This window comes from Rhizobium gallicum bv. gallicum R602sp (assembly GCF_000816845.1).
Classification (GTDB): domain Bacteria; phylum Pseudomonadota; class Alphaproteobacteria; order Rhizobiales; family Rhizobiaceae; genus Rhizobium; species Rhizobium gallicum.
Map to the genome: position 1 here is coordinate 1,937,826 of NZ_CP006880.1, position 21,137 is coordinate 1,958,962.

Genomic DNA, 21,137 nt, shown 5'->3' on the forward strand with positions numbered 1-21,137 from the left:
TTAATACGCGTCGGCGTTGTCGATATTGAAATTGTAGAGATTGCGGGCCGAGCCGTAACGCTTGAATTCCTCGGGCCTCACTCCGGTCACGCCCGCCTTTTCGAGGAGTTCAGCCAGCTTCGTCAGATGCTCCGCCCGCAGCTCCTTTTCGATGCAGTCGGCACCCAGGCTCTTGACCGAGCCGCGCACGAAAAGCGTCGCCTCGTAGAGCGAATCCCCCAGCGCATCGCCGGCATCGCCGAGCACCACCAGATGACCGGATTGGCCCATGAAGGCGGACATGTGGCCGATATTTCCATGAACGACAATGTCGATGCCTTTCATCGAAATGCCGCAGCGCGACGCTGCATTGCCCTTGATGACCAGCAGGCCGCCACGGCCCGTTGCGCCCGCATACTGGGATGCGTCGCCTTCGATCACGACTGTGCCCGACATCATGTTTTCCGCCACGCCCGGGCCTGCCGAACCATGAACGGTAACGGCTCCGCCATCGTTCATCCCGGCGCAGTAATAGCCGACGGACCCCTTCACATCGACCTTGACGGGCGTATCGATGCCAACGGCAACCGAATGGCTGCCGCGCGGATTGACGACCTCGAAGGAAAGATCGTTCGAACCCTGCTGGATGCTGTGCAGGGCGCTGTTGAGTTCACGCAAAGGGGTGATGGCAAGATCAATGACAGGCATGTTTTCAATAACCCTTGGAGAATGCGCAGGAGATGCTGCTCAGGCGGCTTTCTGGTGATCCCAGAAATAGACGGTTGCAGGCTCAGGCTCCCACACGCGCGCCGTTTCGATGCCCGGCAGGTTGACGAGCGCGCGGTATTCGGAACCGAAAGCGACGTACTGGTCGGTTTCGGCCATGACAGCGGGCTTGCAGGCAATCGGATCGCGCACGACGCCGAAGCCGGATTTGGTGCCGACCACGAAGGTGAAGAAGCCGTCGAGGTCGTCGAGTGCACCGGTCAGCGCCTGCCCGAGATCCTTGCCCTTGGCCATTTCGGAGGTGAGGTATGCAGCTGCAACTTCCGAGTCGTTTTGGGTTTCGAAGGTCATGCCCTCCCGCACCAGCTCGCGGCGCAGGTTGTTATGGTTCGACAGCGAACCGTTGTGCACCAGACATTGATCGGAACCGGTCGAAAACGGGTGCGCACCGAGCGTCGTGACAGCCGATTCCGTCGCCATGCGGGTATGGCCGATGCCGTGCGAACCGCCCATGGAGCGGACGCTGAAACGGGCAACGACATCCTTCGGCAGGCCGGTTTCCTTGTAAATCTCGACGCTGTCGCCGGAGCCCATGACGCGCACATCGGGCCGTATAGCGGTTAGAAGCGGCCGGATCGCCATAAGTTTGTCCGCAGCGAGCGTAACGATGGCATGGGTGCTCTTGATGCTGACACTCGCCGCTATTCCGGCTTCTGCCAAGTCATTTTCAAGGCCGGCGAAATCCGCCTCCGGCTTCGCCGACTGGATCGTCACCTTCGCTTTTCCCTCGGCAGCCGAGCCGTAGATTGCGATTCCGGCAGAGTCCGGACCGCGATCGGTCATGGTGATCAACATTTCCGACAGCAGCTGCCCCAGCTGGGGCTCGAGGCTCCGGTCTTTGAGAAACAGTCCAACAATGCCGCACATGACCTGGCAACCTCCGTTCGTGTCTGAACGAGTGCTACCAGAGGGTTTGGCGATAATCAACTATGAAGAATAATTTTTTCTTTTGAGGCAATAAACTAATCGCCGACGGCCTTCTGCTGCGGATAGGAAATGATCGAAAGATAGCGGCAGGGGAGCTTGACGAGTTCCTCCGGCCCATGTGGAGCATCCGCGTCGAAGAACAGGCTGTCGCCGGGCTGCATCCGGTAAAGGGCGTCGGAGTGGCGGTAGACCACCTCCCCCTCCAGGAGATACAGAAACTCCATTCCGTCGTGCTGGAAGGTGGGAAAGACGTCGGATTCGACAGTCAGGGTGATCAGATAGGGTTCGACCGTGACGCCGCTGGTATTATTGTCTATATGGCCGAGCAGGCTGTATTGATGTCCGGCGCGCGTGCCGCGACGCTCGATATTCACCCCTTCACCCGCCTTGACGAAGGTTGCATTCCGTGGCTCCTCGAAGCGGCGAAAGAAGGCGGTAATCGGAACGCCGAGTGCCCTGGAGAGCGTTTGCAGTGTCGTCAGCGACGGCGAAATATTGCCGTTTTCGATCTTCGACAGCATGCCGAGCGAAATGCCAGTCGCCGCAGACAGGTCGGTGACGGTGATGCCGAGCCTCTTGCGGAAATTGCGGACCTCGTGTCCGATGGCCATCTCGAGATTGTTGACGCGCGGTTCGCGGACTGCGTGCGGATTCTGATCCAGCGCTACGGCGCTTTCGATCTGTGTCTTGGAAGGCATGATGTCTCCGGAGAAAGCAAAATTTATCTTCTCAGGAAATCTTTCACGATTCAAAGGAAAAACCCGCGCCCGTCTTCAATGCGCGTGCGAGAGGCCCGTGCTTGGATGCGATTCAAACAGCCGGACTTAAAGAGAAAAACGCGGTCCGGTGGGTGTCGGGAGCCGACAGCTGGGGACTGACCGCAATGCGCGAACCGGTCTCCTGTTGTCCTACCGCCGCGCATCCGTCGGGTTTTGACCGAACGTCGCTTTGAACGATCTGGAGAAATGGCCGGGACTCGAAAAGCCGGTGGCAAAAGCGATCTCCGAAATCGACAGCGGGCTTTGCTCCAAAAGCCGGCGGCTATGCCGCAGGCGGACCTGCCGGTAAGTGTCGAGGAAGGTCATGCCGCGATGCTTGAGAAAGAGCCGATCGAGATGGCGCGCGCTGATGCCGGCCAGGCTCGCCATCTCTGCACGGCTGAGCGGATTTTCGATCGCAGTCTCCATTTTCTCCAGTACGGCGAGAAGCGCCGGGTGATTGGTCCCGAAGCGGTTGGCGGCCGATGCCCGCTGCGGATCGCTCGGTTCGGCGACGGCAGTATGCAGGTACCAATCGCTCACCCGGCGGGCAAAATCGGCGCCCATCCGCTCGCAAATCACGGCGTGCATCATGTCGAGCGGTGCCACCCCTCCACCGCAGGTCACGCGTGCACCATCGATGACGAACCGCGCCTGGCGCGGGGCGAGATGCGGGAATGCCTCTTTCAGAACGGGGGCATGTTCCCAGTGGATCGTAAAATCCGTGTTGTCGAGCAGGCCCGCCGATGCCAACACGTAGGAGCCGCTCGATATGCCGCCGATCCGCACGCCGTTGCGCGCGAACTTCCTTAGCGGCATATGCAGGGAGACACTTGCGTACCAGTCTTGCGGATCGCCGCCGGCACAGACATAGATCGTATGACAGGTGCCGCCAGCCTCCGAAAGCCTGTTGCAACTGATCGTCAGGCCGGACGAACTGCGAACCGGAAGACCATCTGCCGATAACGGGATCGCTTCGTAAAGAGCACTTCCGGCAAGCAGGTTTGCCGCCCGCAACGGCTCGGTCGCCGAGGCGTAGGACATCAGCGCGAAATTCGGCACGAGGACGAAGCCGATCCGCTGAAGGTTCTTCTGGTCGCTAGGGCTAGGGCTCATGTCCTAGAATTACATCATAATGTCCCAAGGATGCAACGGCAGCTCACTTCCCCATGCTATGACCGGCAACAGGTCTTTCTTGGAAAGCGGCATCGATGCGCTACTCGGCACTGTCCATCTTCTTAAACGGGCTTTTCGGCAACAGGAACTGGGCGCCCGCCTGGCGGCAGCCCGAGCCTAAGCCGCATTACGACGTGATCATTGTCGGCGGTGGCGGACACGGCCTTGCTACGGCCTATTACCTCGCAAAGGAATTCGGCATCACCAATGTGGCGGTGCTGGAGAAGAACTATGTCGGGTCCGGCAATGTCGGCCGCAATACGACGATCATCCGCTCGAACTACCTGCTGGCGGGCAACAATCCGTTCTACGAGCTTTCCATGAAGCTGTGGGAGGGGCTCGAGCGGGATTTCAACTTCAACGCCATGGTGTCACAGCGCGGCGTGCTCAATCTTTTCCACTCCGATGGGCAGCGCGACGCCTATACCCGCCGCGGCAACGCCATGCGGCTGCACGGCGTCGACGCCGAGCTTCTCGACCGCGCTTCGGTCGAGAAGATGCTGCCCTTTCTCGACTACGACAATGCCCGTTTCCCGATCCAGGGTGGCCTGCTGCAGAAGCGTGGCGGCACAGTTCGCCATGACGCGGTCGCCTGGGGATATGCCCGTGGTGCCGATCAGCGCGGCGTTGACATCATCCAAGGCTGCGAGGTGACCGGCATCCGTCTAAGCAACGGCCAGGTAATCGGCGTCGAAACCAGTCGCGGCTTCATCGGCTGCGGCAAGCTGGCGCTCGCGGCAGCGGGCAATTCTTCGCAGGTCGCCCGGATGGCCGGCCTGAAGCTGCCGCTCGAAAGCCATGTGCTTCAAGCCTTCGTCTCGGAAGGCCTGAAGCCTTTCATCGACGGGGTGGTCACCTTCGGCGCCGGACACTTCTACGTCTCGCAATCCGACAAGGGCGGCCTCGTCTTTGGCGGCGACATAGACGGCTACAATTCCTATGCCCAGCGCGGCAATCTGGCGACGGTCGAACATGTGGCGGAAGCCGGAAAGGCGATGATCCCGGCGCTGTCGCGGGTCCGGGTGCTGCGCTCCTGGGGCGGCATCATGGACATGTCGATGGATGGTTCGCCGATCATCGACCGGACCCATGTCGACAATCTCTACCTGAATGCCGGCTGGTGTTATGGCGGTTTCAAGGCGACCCCGGCGTCGGGCCTTTGCTTTGCCCATCTTCTCGCCCGCGACGTCCCGCAGGAGACGGCGATGGCCTTCCGGCTCGACCGCTTTCAGCGCGGCTATCTCATCGACGAAAAGGGCCAAGGCGCCCAGCCCAACCTGCATTGATTTCGCGGATCAAGGACATTCGAAATGGCAAGTCTCGTGCCCTGCCCGCATTGCGGGCGAAGATCCAAAGAGGAATTCACCATCAAGGGCGCTGCCCTTGCGCGACCGACGCCCGATGCCGGTCCTGACGATTGGTTCGACTACGTCTATCTGCGCGACAATCCCCGCGGTGCCTACGAGGAATATTGGCATCACACGTCCGGCTGCCGGCGGTGGCTGGTCGTCGCCCGCGATACGGTGACCCATGAGATAGCCGCATGCCGCGACGCTGCCTCTGGCAAGGAAGGTACAGGCGCATGACATCCTACCGTTTGCCGAAGGGCGGGCTGATCGACCGCTCCAAGTCGCTGTCTTTTACCTTCGACGGCAAGGCGATGGAAGGCCTTGAGGGCGACAGCCTCGCCTCTGCACTGCTTGCCAACGGCCGCCGGTTCGTCGGCCGGAGTTTCAAATATCACCGGCCGCGCGGCATCCTGACGGCAGGCGCAGCCGAGCCGAATGCGCTGATGACCATCGGCCGCGGCGGCCGCACCGAGCCGAACACGCGCGCCACCATGCAGGAACTCTATGCCGGCCTCGAAGCAAGAAGCCAGAACCGCTGGCCGTCGCTCGACGTCGACATCGGCGCGCTGAGCAGCCTTCTGTCACCCTTCCTCGGCGCCGGTTTCTACTACAAGACCTTCATGTGGCCTGCCTCGTTCTGGGAAAGGATCTACGAACCCTTCATCCGCAAGGCCGCCGGACTGGGCAAGGCAACATATGAAACCGATCCGGACGCCTATGATAAGTGCTGGGCACATTGCGACCTGCTCGTCATCGGTGCCGGGCCGGCGGGGCTGGCTGGCGCCATCAGTGCCGGCCGTGCCGGCGCCCGCGTCATTCTCATCGACGAGCACTCAGTTGCCGGCGGCGCGCTTTTGAGCGAGACCGCATCGATCGGCAGCAAGGCGGCTGCCGATTTCGCAGCCGACTGCATCTGCGAGCTCGAAGCCTTGCCGAATGTCACCCTCCTGACCCGCACCACCGTCTTCGGCTGGTATGACGGCAATGTCTTCGGCGCCGTCGAGCGGGTGCAAAAGCATGTGTCCGAACCGCAGCCCAACGTACCTGTGGAACGTCTCTGGCGCATTGTCGCCAAGCGCAGCGTTCTGGCGACGGGAGCGGAAGAGCGTCCGGTCGTGTTCGGCGGCAACGATATTCCGGGCGTGATGATGGCGAGCGCTATGCGCCACTACCTTAACCGTTATGCTGTTGCGCCCGGCAAGGCGACAGCGATCTTCACCACCAATGACAGCGGCTATGCACTGGCCCGCGATCTCGAAGCGCACGGCATTCAGCTTGCCGCCATCGTCGACAGCCGCGAGGGCGGCGGCAGCGGCTACTTTGGCCCGGCGCGCATCATCAGGGGTGCCGTGGTATCGGATGCCAAGGGCAGCAAGGCGTTGAACGCAATCGATATCCGCTCAAAGGGCCGCACGGAACGGCTGAATGTTGATGCCCTGGCCATGGCAGGCGGCTTCAGCCCGATCATCCACCTTGCCTGCCACCGCGGCGGCAAACCGGTCTGGTCGGATGACAATGCAGCCTTCCTCGCACCGGGCAATCTGAAGGGGATGGCACTCGCCGGCTCCGTTTGCGCCGTTGGCGGCCTTGCCGCCTGCCTTGCGGACGGCGCGCGGCAGGGCGCGGCCATGGCAGAGGGACTTGGCTTCAAGGCGGCAGCCGTTGCGTTCGGCGCTGTGGAGAACGATATCCTCGCCCCGCCTGAAAAGGCGGTCTGGTCCATAACCGGCGTCAAGGGAAAGGCCTTCGTCGATTTCCAGAATGACGTGCATCGCAAGGATCTCTGCCTTGCCGTCAGCGAGGGCTATGGCCATGTTGAGCTTGCCAAGCGCTACACCACCAATGGCATGGCGACGGATCAGGGCAAGCTTTCCAATATCAATGCCATCGGACTTCTGGCTGAAGCGCGCGGCGTCTCGCCGGCAGACGTCGGCACGACGACTTTCCGGCCTTTCTATACGCCTGTCTCCTTCGGTGCGCTGACAGGCGCCTATCACGGACATCATTTCCAGCCGGTGCGCAAATCGCCGCTGCACGGCTGGGCGGAAAAGAACGGCGCCGTCTTCGTCGAGACCGGTCTGTGGTATCGCTCCTCCTGGTTCGCGCGAAAGGGCGAACATACATGGCGCCAAAGTGTCGACCGGGAAGTGCTGAACGTGCGGCGGAATGCGGGGCTGTGCGACGTCTCGATGCTCGGCAAGATCGAGATCTGCGGCAAAGACGCGGCACAATTTTTGAACCGGATCTATTCCAATGGTTTCCTCAACTTACCGGTCGGTAAGGCCCGTTATGGCCTGATGCTGCGCGAGGACGGCATGATCTACGACGACGGCACGACAAGCCGCCTTGAAGAGGACCGCTTCTTCATGACGACGACGACGGCCTATGCCGCAGGCGTCATGAACCACCTGGAGTTCTGCGCGCAGGCGCTGTGGCCAGATCTCGACGTTCGCCTCGCATCCGTCACCGACCAGTGGGCGCAGATGGCGATCGCCGGGCCAAAAGCCCGCTCTATTCTCCAGAAGATCGTCGACGACGACATCTCCGACGTTGCCTTCCCCTTTCTCGCAGCGAAGGATATCTCACTTTTCAACGGCACGCTTCACGGCCGCCTCTTCCGGATTTCCTTCTCGGGCGAACTTGCCTATGAGCTCGCGGTGCCGGCCGGTTACGGCGAAAGCGTTGCCGATGCCGTGATGGACGCCGGGAAAGACGATGGCATCATGCCCTATGGCGTCGAAGCGCTCGGCGTCATGCGCATCGAAAAGGGCCATCTCACCCACAACGAGATCAACGGCACCGTCGTTCCGGCTGATCTCGGTTTGGCGAAAATGGTTTCGTCGGTAAAGGCCGATTTCATCGGCAAGGCCATGGTGGGGCGCGACGGTCTTGCGGCCGGCGATCGGCCGCGCCTGGTTGGTGTTGTGCCGCTCGATCCCAACCAATCCTTCCGCACGGGTTCCCACATCCTCGCCAAGGATGCCGCCGCAACACTCGAAAATGACCAGGGCTACGTCACTTCAAGCGCGTTTTCACCGCATGTCGGATCGACCATCGGCCTTGCCCTCGTCAATCGCGGATCAGAGCGGCACGGCGAAGAGGTGGTGGTTTGGAACGGCCTGCGCAACGAATTCACCCGCGCGCGCCTGTGCAATCCGGTTTTCTTCGATCCGCAGAACGAGAGGCTCCATGTCTGATTTCCGCCCGACCCATCGCCCGGCGCTCGGCGCAAAGCCGGTGATCTCTTCTACTGCCGTCAGCCTCTCTCCGCTTCCCGAAGGCGTCATCATTCATGTGCTCGCCCAGCCCGGCGAACGCGATGTAGCGTCTTTCCTCGATGGCCTGGCCAAAGGGGCCGCCCTCGCCGTCCGTTCTGTTTCGCCCGGACAGTGGTTCGTCGTTGGCGAAGAACCGATGGCATATCAGGACATGAAGGATCTGTTGGACGGGCTCCGACCGCGCGCAACCGGCGTCGACCAGAGCCATGGACGCGTGCGCATCCGGATCAGCGGCAAGTTGGCCAGGCGCGTCCTTTCGAAAGGCACGGCGGTCGATCTTGCGCCCGGCTCACTCCCCGTCGGACAATCCGCAACGACGTTGGTCGGCCATATCGCGGCCCATATCACCTGTGTCGATGCCGACACATTCGAGATTATCGTCCTGCGAGGATTTGCCGAAAGCCTGTGGGACGACCTCGCGCGCATGAGCGCAGAGTTCGGCTGAGCGCAGGTTTGTCAGAGATACCGAGGAAGGCATGACCTACCAGCACCATGCAAACTCCGTTTGAGGCTTCGCCATGGCGGCCGGCAATCAACATTCGGCTCAGTCACCCCCGCCACATCCACCTCCACCACATCCGCAGTCACCGTCCCCGGAAGATGATCCTCCGCTTCCGCCTCCGCCACACCCGCTTGCGTTTTGTCTGTCCCTTCGAGGCCGGCGGACGGGAAGCAACATCGTAAGACCAAAGAAGGCGGCGATGCCGGCGAGCACGGGCGCCACCGAAGAAAAGCGTTCTTCAAAACTCCATCCCGCAACCAGCACCAAAATGGCAAGGCAGCAAACCAAACCGAGCTGGCTCCTGGTGACGCTAAGGGATCGCCACCAACTGCTGCGGCGAGATCGCCGGGCGTCTTTGAAGCGGATCTGCTCGTGCGGCCAGATGTCGAGGGGCGGCGTCATGTTGAACTCCTGCCGATATCGCACCTTCGTGCGTCGGTAGCAGTTGCGATATCTGGCACTTTCAACAGCGCCTCCCTCGCTTGGGTCGTGATGGATCTCTCTCCCCAACACGTCACGGCAGAAGTCGATCCAATAGTCGCGCGTATAGATGAGATGCAGGTGCCACACCTCGTCGACTTCTTGCGAAGGCGTCAGCGTCTCCTCCGATACGCACATCAGATAGATAAACTTCTTGTATTCCTGAATGACACGTTGCGTAAATTCGGATGACCAACCAGTTTGGCGCGCGAGCCTGGCCGAGAAGGGCATGCCGACGCCGGGTTGATCGAGGCTGTAAGTTTCAAGGCGGCTCCAGAGACTGGGATCGCTCGTTCTGCTCATGCTGTCCTCATCAGCCATGGTTCGACGACAGAATTATAGCACATCCGTGGATGCACCTGGGTCGGGAGCTGTCGAGGTCTGGCCTCTATCGTATGCGGCAAGGCTCGTTGTCATATGAACATGTAGGGGCCACACGTCACGCCCTCCTGGAGCCCGTCGCTCGACAGCTTCCATGAGTTCGGACCTTAGTCCAGGTTGACGGCATTTCAATCGCGGCTAGATTGCCTGGGGCGGAAATGACCGGGGGCGGTTTTAGTGCTGGGGGTTTCATTCAAGGAAAGTGACCTGCGCTTGATGTCGGGCGCGGTCCAAGCATGGTACAGACACTTTGGCTTGGCACCAGAACCGAGATATTCTGCCATGCTGTGCAGTTCGGTGATTGATCGCTTCAACCAGGGTCACAGTTCCGTCGAAGATCTGACAGCCCACTTAATCGCTCTTTTCGATGGACCGAAATCCATGGAGCGCTACACGACATCTACCAAAGCTCATTAGCACCTGCTTGACCGTCGGTTCGCTCGCGGACAGATCGAAGAGCTTTCAGACCGGGCCGGACGATGTCGTCGCCGTTCCATCCGAAAGCATGCCCGTTCTCCTGACGCAGGACGAAATCGAATTATTCGTGACGGCTTGACGGCAAACGGCAAGGTGGGTGTAACGCCTGCGCTCCAATGAGCGATGATGCTGCCATTTTAACGGCCCACTGGAAAGGATGGAACTTTTCATCCTCCTCAATGTTTGCTGCAGTGGATCACGTGGCGCGTTCTCCTCCCTTACGTGAACCGCGTGATCCGAGTGCTACGGGAGATGGTCCCTCCCTCTCCAAGCACACCCAAGTGGACAAGGGCTCGTCTTCCTCCACGGCTTGAGGCGAGCCCTTGTCGCATTGCGGATCTGCCAAGTGATGACGTGCCCCGAACCGTTACGCTACGCGCCTGATCCGGATCTCCCTCTTACCCGGCGATCGGAACTTGCCTTGCGTCAGCGAGGTTGGTGCCTGGTCGACGACATTTCGCGAATATGTCGAGTGCGGGATCATAAACCGTTGTCGACACGTCCATCAGCCCGAGAACACTGTGAAATAGGTTGTCATGGGAGTTCGGGAGCGCTGCATTCCGATCCAGACATCCCATGTCAAACCCACCCGCGCGCTGCAGGTCATCCGCGATCCAAACGAGGAATGGGACATGGGTTTGCTGCGACGGCGCGAACACATATGGCGCGCCATGCAAATAAAGGCCGTGCTCACCAAGCGACTCGCCGTGATCTGAAAGGTAGATGACTGATCCGGCAATCGTGGAGGAGCGCGCCTTCAGTCTATCGATGACCTGCGACACGATGTGATCGGTATAAAGGATCGTATTATCATAGGCGTTCTTGATTTCCTGCGCTGAGCACGCACCGAAGTCATTTGCCCGGCAATCTGGTAAAAAGTGCCTGAAATCGTTTGGATATCTCGAGAAATAGGCCGGGCCGTGGCTTCCCAGCTGATGCAGGATCAAAACACTATCGCCCTTGACGGTGCCAAGCCATGAATCCATGCGATCGAGAAGAATGGCGTCCAGGCATTCGCCGTCCTTGCAAAACCTGGCGTCGGCAGAACTCGGAAGGAATTGATAAGCGACGCGGTCGGTCACGTGATAACTGCCGGTATCATTGTCAAACCACGACACTGATACGTTTGCATGGGTCAGGACATCGAGCACGTTCTCTGTCTCAAGGCCCTTGCGATGTGTGTAGGCGCGGCGCGGGTAGACCGAAAACATGCACGGTATCGACACGGCCGTGGACGTGCCGCAGCTCGTCGTGTTCGGAAAGTAGACGACGCCGCGCTCGCGGAGCTCCGGGTTCGTATCCCTGGCGTATCCGCCTAGCGAAAAATCGTCTGCCCGAGCGGTTTCTCCCGCGACGATGACCGTCACTCGCGGCTTTGGCCTCAACCCCGCGCGATGTGCGTCCACTCCCAGTGGCTGCGCGGTAACCTCGGCATTCTGGGTCGCGTCTATTATGAATCGAACGGCGCTCGATATCGGAAAGAAGGGATTGAGTGGATCGAGGATGTCCCGGTGCGCCCGGCCGACCCCGGCAAAGGTTCGATAGTCGCAGGCCGCCGCCAGAGCGAAGATCCCGATGCATCCGGCGATTATTGCGCTGTTGTGCGCCAGTTTCGCCAAGAATGGCCGATGCGCGATCCTTACCCAGACAACGACCAGCGATGGAAGGAGCCCAGTCATAAGGAGATGGGTGGCGAAGCGCAAGGTTAAGAGGTGCCCCGCTTCAGCACCCGTTGAGACGGCGGCGTTCCGGATCATTTCGCGATCAACGACCACACCGAACTGATCGGTGAACCAGGACGCCGCAGACGCGGTGAGGATGAAGAAGATCAAGAATATCCTGGTTACGTATTTCGCAGAAAAGGCCGTGATTATGGCCATGCTCATTGCCGAGATGCCAACGGCAAAAAGAATGAACGCAAAGTGATCCTTTGCCAAATAACCGAACGCCCTGGTCCAGAATGTCCAGTTGGTGACAAGCAGCAGATACAGGGTCGTGGCGGCGCAAACTGTCACGCTTTTGACCGTGGGCCGATAGCGATACAAGACTTTGTTCATCCTAATGCATCCAACGCGCTCGATGTCCCGGCGCGGTGCAAAAAGATTGGAACTTCCGGGCTAAGGATCTCAGGCATGGGCGCTCCAGAGTGGGTAGCGCCTAGGTGGCTGACGAACCTGACAGAGACCTGAACGGCCGTCAGGCGACGGCATTGCCGAGACCGGTCTTCTCCTCAATGGCCCTGACATGACGCAGTTCCATCAGGCGCGTCGTTATCGCGCCCGCCGGCGTGCGACGCTTCAACGACGTCTTCGATCCGTTGAGCGATGCACTGACATATCCGCCGTAGCGGGCATCATCGCCAGCAACATTCGAAAGCCCTGGATGGGATTGGAAATCAACCCCCGGTCCCGGTTCGGGCTTCAGCATCCCGCGCTTACTACCATCGCGCGAACTATCTTCCCAAGATCGACGGCGCAGTCAGATATCGAAATTGGTCGGCAGCACAACGACATCGCGAATTGTGACATTTCGCGGCCTGGTTAGCATGAAGATGATGGCATCGGCCACCTCCGACGGTTCGATGAGGCTTCCCGATTCCTTCGCCTTTTGGAGATTTTCTTCTGGCCAATCGGCAAGGAGCGCGCTGATCACCGGTCCGGGCGAAACCGAGCCCACGCGGATGCCCTTCTTGTTGACCTGGCGCCGCACGGTCTGAACGAAGCAGGTCATCGCCCATTTCGAAGCCGAATAGACGGGCTCCCATGGAACGGGATAATGCCCCGCCACTGAACTTGTGACGATAATGTCTCCCGAACCGCGCGCGATCATGTGCGGCAAAACATCATGGACGTTCTTCATGACTGCGTTGACGTTGAGGTTGAGCATCCGGTCTATAACGGCGGTGTCGGCCTCGATCAGGTCACCCCCGATGTAGGTGCCCGCATTGGCGTGAAAAATATCGAGCTGGCCGGTCAATTTCTCGATAGACGGCATCAGGCTTGCGCAACTGGCGGGATCGAGAAGATCGATCACCAGGGGGATTACGCCATTACCGAGATCGGCACACACTGCGTCCAGTGCCTTCTGGTCGCGATCGACGAGCACCACGCGCGCGCCCTCCGCAACCATCGCCTTCGTGCTCGCCAGTCCGATGCCGGAGGCCGCACCCGTAACTGCCGCCACCATGCCTTCCAATTGCTTGACCATGCTCGTCTCCTTCTGCGTCAGATCACGTTCTGCAAATCCAGCGGCCATCCGGTTCAATGGCTTCCCCACTGGCTTGCCGTTTCGAGGCATTGCTTCCATTCAACGACACCGTCAGTCGTGCCGGCGCTACGAAGCGAACAGGCGGCTGCCGCATGGCCGAGCCAAAGACAGTCCTTGATTGCCCAGTCTTCGTGCAGGCCGTACATGAAGCCCGCCGCGAAGGCATCGCCCGCACCGTTCGGTCCGACAATCGCATTGCGAGGTATCTTGACGGAGGGCACGAAGATCTTCTCTCCCGACCGCGTGACGGTGATCGCGCCTTCCGGAAAGTGGATGGCGACAAGCCGCATCGCGCCCTGCGGGAGAATGACGGCCGAGGCCGCCGCGCAGGCATCAACGTCAGTCCTGCCGTCCCGAGTTGTTTCCATCTCTGCAAGCGCCCCGATCTCTTTGTCGTTGACAATGAGCGTATCGAGATGCGGTAGACAGGGCAGGATCAGGCCGCGCAGGCGTTCCGGCGTGACCGTGCAAAGTTCGAGATTGGTCTCAAGACGAGCTGCTCGAGCGGCTTTGAGCACTGTCACCCAGCCATTGGCATTGTCGCGCCAAGGGGCATCCATCGTGGGGTGGATGCCGGGAAGTCCAAGATGCAAGAAGCGCGCGGTGGTTCCAGAAAAATCGAAATGATCCGGCGAAAGCAGCGCCGAAACGCCGATCTCGGAAATGTGTGTGCGCAGTCCACTTGCCTGCGACACGAAGGCCTCGGTCGTATGGGTGGTCGCCTGATCGCTGACATGCATCTGCCGATGGTCGAGACCAGCTCGCTCGGCTTCGGCGATGAGCTTTCGGCCGGCCTCGTCGTTGCCCACCAATCCAATGGTTTCGACCGGGATTGCCGGGTCGAGCCTCTTGATGTCGATGGCAAGATTGCAGGCCGGGCCGCCGCCACGTTCCTCGAGCCCCCAGGCGATACCGACGCTGTCTTCCCTTGGCCATGCGTCTATCCTGCGATTTCGGTCGAGGCACCAGGTCCCGCCGGCGATGAAGCCGCGCCTGCTCGTTCGGGTCATGCTCTCCTCCCATGGCGGGCTCAATTCATCAAAACCTTTTCGGTGATGACCGTGTCGTCGGAGAGTGTCCGCATCGGCTCCTGACCGCCTGCCTGCAGCGCGCCGTGATAGGCCCTGACCGCCTCCTCTGGTCTGAGATCACCATCTGCTACGGCACGCATGAATTTCACCATGGCGAGCGGATCTTCGGCGAGATTGATCTTGCGACCGAAAAGCGCCACGCGAGCGCCGTATTTCTCCGCCTGGTGGATGAGTTCGAACGTGTCGCGCGCAGTCCCCGCGCCGCCGCCTAGAACGCCGACGATCAGGCTCGGGTCGTAGGACGTGAGTTCCTCCAGCGCCTTCGGACCATTGTACGGAATCTTCAGGAACTGCGGCCGCTGGGCACGCGTCAGCCCGGCCAGCGCCCGGCATATGCAATCATTTACGAAATGTGGCTGGAGGTCGGGCGAAATACCGGTGTCGACGTTCGGATTGAAGACCTCGAGGAAATAATTGAAGCCGTTGTCGTGCGCGTCCTCTACGAAATCCAGGAAGGCGAGCAGCGAATTGTAGTCCGCGTCGAGATCGTTGTTGAAGGTGATCGAATAGAGGCCGAGATCGGTATGGCGCCGGTTGGCCGACAAAGAAGCAGTGCGATAGGGCCGTGACGGCTGAGAGGCATAGGTCGCGCCGCGCCCCACCCAGATATCCGTCGCATCATTGGCTCGAATGGCGGGTTTCACATTGCTGCCTGCGTAAGCACCGCTCTCCGTCAGCAATTCGAGATTGGAGGCGGAGGTCAGCATGATATCGACGATGTCCTGGGTGACCACTGCCCTGATCTGTTCGAGGAATTCCGCCCGCGTCCGGAAGCGCGTGTAGGAGCAGTCCTTCTCGAGCTTCGGGCCGCAAGATGGAATGCTCGGTCCCATGTCGCCATCCTTCGCGTCCGCGATGATGAAATCCGTTCGCTTGTAGTTGCCGGCCCTGATCTTGGCGATTTTTGCGTCAAAGCGTGTCATGCGTTGATCCTTGAAAATCTGGGGCCGCCAGATCGGCGGCGGGAAGGTTCACAATTTGAGGCATCTGCCTCGCAAAACCGTCAGGCGATCATGTAACCACCATCCACAGGCATCGATAGGCCGTTGACCATTGCTGCCTCGTCAGAGAGCAGGAAAAGAATGACCTCGGCAATGTCTTCGGGTTCGGCGAAACGGCCGACCGGAATGCGGTTGAGCATGCCGGCTGCCTTTTTTGGATCGCTCCAGGCCTTGATGGCCATGGGGGTGAGCGTCACGGTGGGATGCACGCCGTTGACGCGGATGCCCTTCGGCGCAAGTTCCTTGGCCATTACCCGGGTCAGCCCGTCGAGAGCGGACTTGGAAGCGCAATAGGCGGCGTGATCGGGAATACCGACAAAGGCGGCGACGCTCGATACGTTGACGATTGCGCCTTTCCGGCTGTTCTTCACCATGTCGCGGGCGTATTCCTGCGAAATGATCATCGGTGCCCTCGTATTGACGGCATAGAGCAGATCGAAGTTCTCGACCTTGAGATCGAGAAAGGACTCAAGCTCGGTCGTGCCCGCACAATTGATCAGAAAATCGGCCGGTAGAGCCTCAAGGGCTGCAGCGCGCGTCGCGTCCGGATCGGCAAGATCGACCGCGATTGGGATACATCCGATTTCATTCTTCAGATCCCCAAGATCGGCCGCCGAACGCGATAGCGCGGTCACCTTGGCCCCACGCTGCGCCAGCATGACAGCAGTCGCCCGCCCGATGCCCTTGCCGGCGCCGGTCACCACCACATGCCTGTTAGAAAAATCCATCGCCAATACCTCCTACCAGCAAGTGAAGCCGCCGTCAGCCCTGACGGTCGCGCCAGTCATCAGGCTCGATGCGTCGCAGGCGAGAAAATGCACCACCGAGGCAATCTCATGGGGCTGGCCCATCCGGCCCATCGGCGTGTCACGGATCCAGATGTCCATCATCTTCTTGTCGACCACAGTCTTCGTCATTTCGGTTTCGATATAGGTTGGTGCGACGGCGTTGACGCGAACGCCACGGTCGGCCCATTCCACGGCGAGTGAGGCGGTCAGATGGTGGACGGCGGCCTTTGAGGCGTTGTAATAAGTCTGCAGCTGTGGACGGTTGACAATATAGCCGGACATCGAACCGATATTGACGATTGCACCACGGCCGGCCTTCAGCATGTAGCGGCCGAAGGCGCGATTGCACCAGAAGACGCCGTTGTAGTTCACATCGTTGACATTAAGCCAGAGTTCGTCCGGCGTATCTTCTGCGGCCGTACCGGTCCGGGCAATGCCTGCGTTGGCGACCAGCGCGTCGATGCGACCGTACTTTGCGAAGATGTCCGCAGCGGCTTTGTCGACGGCTGCGGAATTAGTGACATCGAGGACCAGCGCATCGGCTTCGACACTCTTGCCGGCCAAGGCCTGCCTGCCCGATTCGGCGAGCGCTTCGTCACGATCGATGATGACGATTCGGGCGCCTGCCTCGGCAAGCGCTTCGGCGCAGGCAAGGCCAATACCGCGTCCGCCGCCGGTCACCACAGCGGTTTGGCCATCCATCCGGAATTTCTCGAAGAACATGTCTTGCTCCGTGGCTATGCAGAATTAGAGACGCCGGCCGCTCTTGGCGTCAAACAGATGCACCCGGGCCGGGTCGAACCGGAGCGAGATAGCCTCACCCGGCAGCGCGGCGATGCGATCGCGAACGGCCGCCATGATGGCATCGCCGCCGAGATGTGCAAAGATCTGAGTTTCCGAGCCAGTGGGTTCGAGAACCGAGATCGTCGCAGGCATTCCTTCAGGCCGCACATCGATATGTTCTGGACGGATGCCGTAGATGATAGGCTCGCCGTGGCTCGGCGTTCCCTCTGGCACCGGCAGCACGGTGGCCTTGTCGCTGACAAAGGCCAGCCGGCCGCTTTCCATCGACAATCTGCCGGGAACGAAATTCATCGACGGCGAGCCAATGAAACCTGCCACGAAGACATTGGCCGGGCGATCATAAAGATCGAGCGGCGCGCCGATCTGCTCCACCCGTCCGTCGCGCATCACGACGATCTTGTCGGCCATGGTCATGGCCTCGATCTGGTCATGCGTCACATAGATTGTGGTCGTCTTCAGCCGTTGGTGAAGTTCCTTGATCTCGACGCGCATGGTCACGCGCAGCTTGGCGTCGAGATTGGAAAGCGGCTCGTCGAACAGGAAGACTTGCGGATCACGGACGATCGCGCGTCCCATGGCGACGCGCTGGCGCTGGCCGCCCGAGAGCTGCTTCGGGTAGCGATCAAGCAGTTTGCCGAGATCGAGGATTTCGGCCGCCCTGCGCACCTTCGCTTCGATCTCGCTCTTTGGCGCGCCCTTGAGCTTGAGAGGAAAGCCCATATTGTCTGCCACGGTCTTGTGCGGATAGAGCGCGTAGTTCTGAAACACCATGGCGATGTCGCGATCCTTGGGAAGGACGTCGTTGACGACCCTGCCGCCGATGGCGATCGTGCCGCCGGAGATCGTCTCAAGCCCTGCGATCATCCGAAGCAGGGTGGACTTGCCGCAGCCGGACGGCCCGACCAGCACGACGAATTCGCCATCGGCAATGTCTATGCCGACACCGTGGATGACCGGCAGCGCACCATAATTCTTTGTAACGTTCTTGACGGTGACGTGAGCCATATGAGTTCCTCTATTGCGGCAGTGCGATCTGCATCTTGACTTCGCCCTTCGCAGCGGAAGCCGCGATCTCGAAAGCCCGAACGCTTTCGTCGAAATCGAATGTTCGGGTGATGAGCGGTTTCACGTCGATCGCCCCCGATGACAGCATGGCCACGCAGCGCGGAAAGACATGGGCATAGCGGAAGACATGCTCCACGCGCGCCTCGCGCACCATTGCTTTGCCGACATCGTAGTGGATCGGATGAACCTGCGAACCGATGAAGACCACACGACCGCCGGGTGAAAGCGGGTCGAATACGCCCTGGGCACCTGCGGGATGGCCCGAGCACTCGAAAACGATCTCCACGCCCCAGCCACCGGTGGCGGCAAGGATTTCTCTCGCCAGTTCCTGCCGCGCAACGTTGACCGGTGAGATTGGACCGAGCTTGGCGGCAAGCTCCAGCTTGGCGTCATCGATGTCGCTCACGAACACCCGCGCGCAGCCGGCCGCGACAGCCGACAGCGCTGTCACCAGGCCGATCGGACCAGCGCCGATCACCAACGCTATGTCGCCCGGCCTGACCTGCGCCTTGGTGGCCGCATGCACACCCACTGCCAGCGGTTCGACCATGGCGGCTTCGGCGAAGGAAACGTTGTCGGGCAGTTTGTAGGAGAAATCGGCCGGGTGGACGACCGACGGCCTGAGTACGCCATGGATGGGCGGCGTCGCCCAGAAGCGGACCGCCGGATCGATATTGTAGAGGCCCAGGCGCGTCGCGCGGCTGTTGGGATCGGGAATGCCCGGCTCCATGCAGACCCGATCGCCCACCTTGAGCGACGTGACCTCGGCACCGATCTCGATCACCGTGCCGGACGCCTCGTGGCCGAGGATCATCGGTGCTTTCACCTGGAATACGCCGGTGCCGCCATGTGTATAGTAATGCACGTCGGAGCCGCAGATGCCCACGGTGTGGAGCTTGATGCGCACGTCGCGTGGGCCGAGCACCTCGTCGCGCTCGATCGGAAAATCGCGCAGCGACAGCTTCATCTTCTCTTCCAGTACCAGCGCTTTCATTGTTTCTGTCCTATTGTCTCAAGAAGCATCAGCCGCGCCATACGATCAGGACCCCGAGCGCGATGGCCAGGACGTGGCAGACCGTCAGCGGAATTGATTGTTCGAGGAACCGCATCCAGAAGAGTTCGAGCGCAACGAAAAGGTAGATGCCGACGAAGACGCGGTCGAACCAGTTGGTGGTGATCGGCAGAAAGCCTGTCCGCTCGGATTTGCGGCCCGCCACTTCCGGTTCGGCATCGATCTGTCCAGGGTCAAATGGCTCTTGCATCGCTCTACTCCTTGACTGCGCCGAAGGTGAGACCTGCCACGATATGCCGCTGGACCACTGCGAATATGACGAGGGCGGGGATGAGCGTGATCACGGCGATCGCCGCCATCGCCCCCCATTCGGTCCCCGTTGTCGTCACATATTCCGAAAGGCCTGTGGTGATGGTGCGCGCGTTGAAGCTGGTCAGGGTCGCAGCGAGCAGGAACTCGTTCCAGGCGAAGACCCAGGTGAGGATCAGCGTGACGGCAAGGCCAGGCCGTGCAAGCGGGAAGATGACTTCGTGGAGAACCTGCCAGGTCGAGGCACCATCGACGGTTGCGGCCTCATCGAGTTCCTTGGGAATTCCGTCGATGGTGGGCCTCAGCGTCCAGATCGCGAAAGGCAGGTTGAACGTGCAATAGAGCAGGATCATGCCGATCTTGGTGTCGTAAAGCTTCCAGTCGCCGAACGTGATGATCTGGGTGAAAAGCAGGAAGAACGGCAAAAGAAACACCGCCGCCGGCGCCATGCGGTTGGTGATCGTCCAGAAGAAGATGTTCTCCTTGCCTGCGAGGTCGAAGCGCGAGAGCGCATAGCAAGCCATGAAGGCCAGCACCGTAACCAGCACGGCGTTGCCGCTGGATATGATCATCGAATTGAGCATGTAGCCGCGCAGCGTCTCATTGCCCAAGACGTTGACGTAATTCTTCCAGTAGATCGCGTCCAGAAACAGGCTCGGCGTCGTGAAGAGATCGACCGCCGGCTTGACCGAAATGACGAAGAGCCAATAGATCGGGAAAAGCGTCAGCAGGCTCAGGAACAGCCAAAGCGCCACGTAAAGAAGGGGATTGCGGCCCTGCATCAGAATGTCCTTTTGCGTTCGCGTCGAGCCACGAGGGCGACATAGAGCAGCCAGCACATCACCAGGGTGAGGTAGAGCACGATCACTGAGATCGCGGCGCCATAGCCGTAGTCGGTCTTTGGGAAGACGATCTTCCAGATGTGCAGCCCGACATAACGGGTTGCGGCCCCCGGCCCGCCCGAGGTCAGCATCCAGACTTCGTCGACGGTGCGCAGCGCATCCATCAGGCGGATAAAGACCGTTGCGAGAATTGCCGGTCGGATCATTGGCAGTGTGACGTGCCAGAAGATCTGGCGGCGGTTGGCGCCATCGATCTGCGCCTGCTCGAACGGCTCTTTCGGCAGGGCGAGCAGTGCGGCAAGCAGTGTCAGCGTCACCAGCGGCGTCCAGTGCCAGATGTCCATGATGACGGTCAGGGTGAAAGCGGTGGTGGCGTCGCGGCCGATGTTGAGATCGTATCCGAACCAGTTTCTCAGGAGATAGGGGATGATGCCGATGCTGGGCGTCGTCATCAGACGCCAGACCGAGCCGACGACGATGGGCGCGACGATCAGCGGCAGTGTGTGAATCGTGCGGAAGAAGCCACGCCCGGGAAATTCCTTCATGAAGAGTTGCGCGAGGAGATAACCCAGCGCGATCTCGCTCAGCACCGCGAAGAATGCGAATTTCATGGTGAACGCGATGGAGGTCAGGAATTCGGCGTCGAAGACAAGGCGGCGGAAATTATTGGCGCCGTTGTAGATCATGTCGGGGCTGGCGCCGAACGGGTTCCACTGGTGGAATGCCACGTAAAGCACGTAGATGAAAGGTATGATGCCGAAGATGCCGAGGATCGCGATCGTCGGGGCGAGCATCAGCCAGCCGACAGTGTTTGAACGCATGAATTCGTGCTCCCGAAGATATCCGTGCAGATCCACAGCCTGCA

At 60.3% G+C, this 21,137-nt stretch carries 21 protein-coding genes; 4 read left to right on the forward strand and 17 right to left on the reverse strand.

What is annotated here, in order from left to right; translation table 11 throughout:
- The 4 genes from RGR602_RS32215 to RGR602_RS32230 form a co-directional block, all read right to left on the reverse strand.
- Entirely contained in the window at positions 1-687 is a 687-nt protein-coding gene (locus RGR602_RS32215) for a GltB/FmdC/FwdC-like GXGXG domain-containing protein (protein ID WP_040115991.1), read from the reverse strand.
- Positions 688-726: 39 nt separating this feature from the next.
- Positions 727-1,632 (reverse strand): class II glutamine amidotransferase, encoded by a 906-nt coding sequence (locus tag RGR602_RS32220; RefSeq protein ID WP_040115992.1) that lies wholly within the window; start codon positions 1,630-1,632, stop codon positions 727-729.
- A 95-nt stretch (positions 1,633-1,727) separates the two neighbouring features.
- Complete coding sequence (locus RGR602_RS32225; protein ID WP_040115993.1) at positions 1,728-2,390, reverse strand: helix-turn-helix domain-containing protein; 663 nt, start codon at positions 2,388-2,390, stop codon at positions 1,728-1,730.
- Positions 2,391-2,600: 210 nt separating this feature from the next.
- On the reverse strand, positions 2,601-3,566 hold the full coding sequence (locus RGR602_RS32230; protein WP_040115994.1) for a GlxA family transcriptional regulator: 966 nt from the start codon (positions 3,564-3,566) through the stop codon (positions 2,601-2,603).
- Between the two features lie 95 nt (positions 3,567-3,661).
- Between RGR602_RS32230 and RGR602_RS32235 the strand changes: the two genes are divergently transcribed.
- From RGR602_RS32235 to RGR602_RS32250, 4 genes are read left to right on the forward strand one after another with little or no spacing between them, the layout of a single operon-like run.
- Positions 3,662-4,912 (forward strand): sarcosine oxidase subunit beta family protein, encoded by a 1,251-nt coding sequence (locus RGR602_RS32235; protein ID WP_040115995.1) that lies wholly within the window; start codon positions 3,662-3,664, stop codon positions 4,910-4,912.
- Positions 4,913-4,936: 24 nt separating this feature from the next.
- The gene (locus RGR602_RS32240) at positions 4,937-5,212 is read left to right on the forward strand and encodes a sarcosine oxidase subunit delta family protein (protein ID WP_040115996.1); all 276 of its coding nucleotides are present in this window, start codon (positions 4,937-4,939) and stop codon (positions 5,210-5,212) included.
- Positions 5,209-8,172, forward strand: a complete 2,964-nt coding sequence (locus RGR602_RS32245) for a sarcosine oxidase subunit alpha (RefSeq protein ID WP_040115997.1) — start codon at positions 5,209-5,211, stop codon at positions 8,170-8,172. The genes RGR602_RS32240 and RGR602_RS32245 overlap by 4 nt, the downstream gene beginning before the upstream one ends.
- Positions 8,165-8,698, forward strand: coding sequence for a sarcosine oxidase subunit gamma family protein (locus tag RGR602_RS32250; protein ID WP_040115998.1), 534 nt, complete (start codon positions 8,165-8,167; stop codon positions 8,696-8,698). The genes RGR602_RS32245 and RGR602_RS32250 overlap by 8 nt, the downstream gene beginning before the upstream one ends.
- Positions 8,699-8,797: 99 nt before the next feature.
- Here the strand turns inward: RGR602_RS32250 and RGR602_RS32255 are convergent, their stop codons facing one another.
- The 13 genes from RGR602_RS32255 to RGR602_RS32315 all read right to left on the reverse strand — a co-directional run bounded on the left by RGR602_RS32255 (position 8,798) and on the right by RGR602_RS32315 (position 21,093).
- Complete coding sequence (locus tag RGR602_RS32255) at positions 8,798-9,556, reverse strand: glycine-rich domain-containing protein (RefSeq protein WP_052451869.1); 759 nt, start codon at positions 9,554-9,556, stop codon at positions 8,798-8,800.
- A gap of 935 nt (positions 9,557-10,491) precedes the next feature.
- Complete coding sequence (locus tag RGR602_RS32260) at positions 10,492-12,150, reverse strand: phosphoethanolamine transferase (protein WP_040115999.1); 1,659 nt, start codon at positions 12,148-12,150, stop codon at positions 10,492-10,494.
- Between the two features lie 139 nt (positions 12,151-12,289).
- Positions 12,290-12,520 (reverse strand): hypothetical protein, encoded by a 231-nt coding sequence (locus RGR602_RS32265; protein ID WP_040116000.1) that lies wholly within the window; start codon positions 12,518-12,520, stop codon positions 12,290-12,292.
- A gap of 51 nt (positions 12,521-12,571) precedes the next feature.
- Positions 12,572-13,300, reverse strand: coding sequence for an SDR family oxidoreductase (locus RGR602_RS32270; protein ID WP_040116679.1), 729 nt, complete (start codon positions 13,298-13,300; stop codon positions 12,572-12,574).
- Positions 13,301-13,353: 53 nt separating this feature from the next.
- Entirely contained in the window at positions 13,354-14,370 is a 1,017-nt protein-coding gene (locus tag RGR602_RS32275) for a carbohydrate kinase family protein (protein WP_040116001.1), read from the reverse strand.
- Between the two features lie 20 nt (positions 14,371-14,390).
- On the reverse strand, positions 14,391-15,374 hold the full coding sequence (locus tag RGR602_RS32280; RefSeq protein WP_040116002.1) for a beta/alpha barrel domain-containing protein: 984 nt from the start codon (positions 15,372-15,374) through the stop codon (positions 14,391-14,393).
- Positions 15,375-15,454: 80 nt separating this feature from the next.
- Complete coding sequence (locus tag RGR602_RS32285) at positions 15,455-16,180, reverse strand: SDR family oxidoreductase (protein WP_040116003.1); 726 nt, start codon at positions 16,178-16,180, stop codon at positions 15,455-15,457.
- Between the two features lie 12 nt (positions 16,181-16,192).
- Positions 16,193-16,963, reverse strand: coding sequence for an SDR family NAD(P)-dependent oxidoreductase (locus tag RGR602_RS32290; protein WP_040116004.1), 771 nt, complete (start codon positions 16,961-16,963; stop codon positions 16,193-16,195).
- 24 nt (positions 16,964-16,987) lie between these two features.
- The gene (locus RGR602_RS32295) at positions 16,988-18,049 is read right to left on the reverse strand and encodes an ABC transporter ATP-binding protein (RefSeq protein ID WP_040116005.1); all 1,062 of its coding nucleotides are present in this window, start codon (positions 18,047-18,049) and stop codon (positions 16,988-16,990) included.
- 10 nt (positions 18,050-18,059) lie between these two features.
- On the reverse strand, positions 18,060-19,103 hold the full coding sequence (locus tag RGR602_RS32300; RefSeq protein ID WP_040116006.1) for an NAD(P)-dependent alcohol dehydrogenase: 1,044 nt from the start codon (positions 19,101-19,103) through the stop codon (positions 18,060-18,062).
- Between the two features lie 28 nt (positions 19,104-19,131).
- Positions 19,132-19,371, reverse strand: coding sequence for a DUF2160 family membrane protein (locus RGR602_RS32305; protein WP_022712685.1), 240 nt, complete (start codon positions 19,369-19,371; stop codon positions 19,132-19,134).
- Between the two features lie 4 nt (positions 19,372-19,375).
- A complete protein-coding gene (locus tag RGR602_RS32310) occupies positions 19,376-20,212 on the reverse strand; it encodes a carbohydrate ABC transporter permease (RefSeq protein WP_040116007.1) in 837 nt (278 codons plus the stop codon).
- Positions 20,212-21,093 carry a carbohydrate ABC transporter permease gene (locus tag RGR602_RS32315; protein ID WP_022712687.1) on the reverse strand — a complete coding sequence of 294 codons (882 nt, stop codon included), beginning with the start codon at positions 21,091-21,093 and terminating at the stop codon, positions 20,212-20,214. Before RGR602_RS32315 ends, RGR602_RS32310 begins: the two co-directional genes overlap by 1 nt.
- Positions 21,094-21,137: the final 44 nt, after the last annotated feature.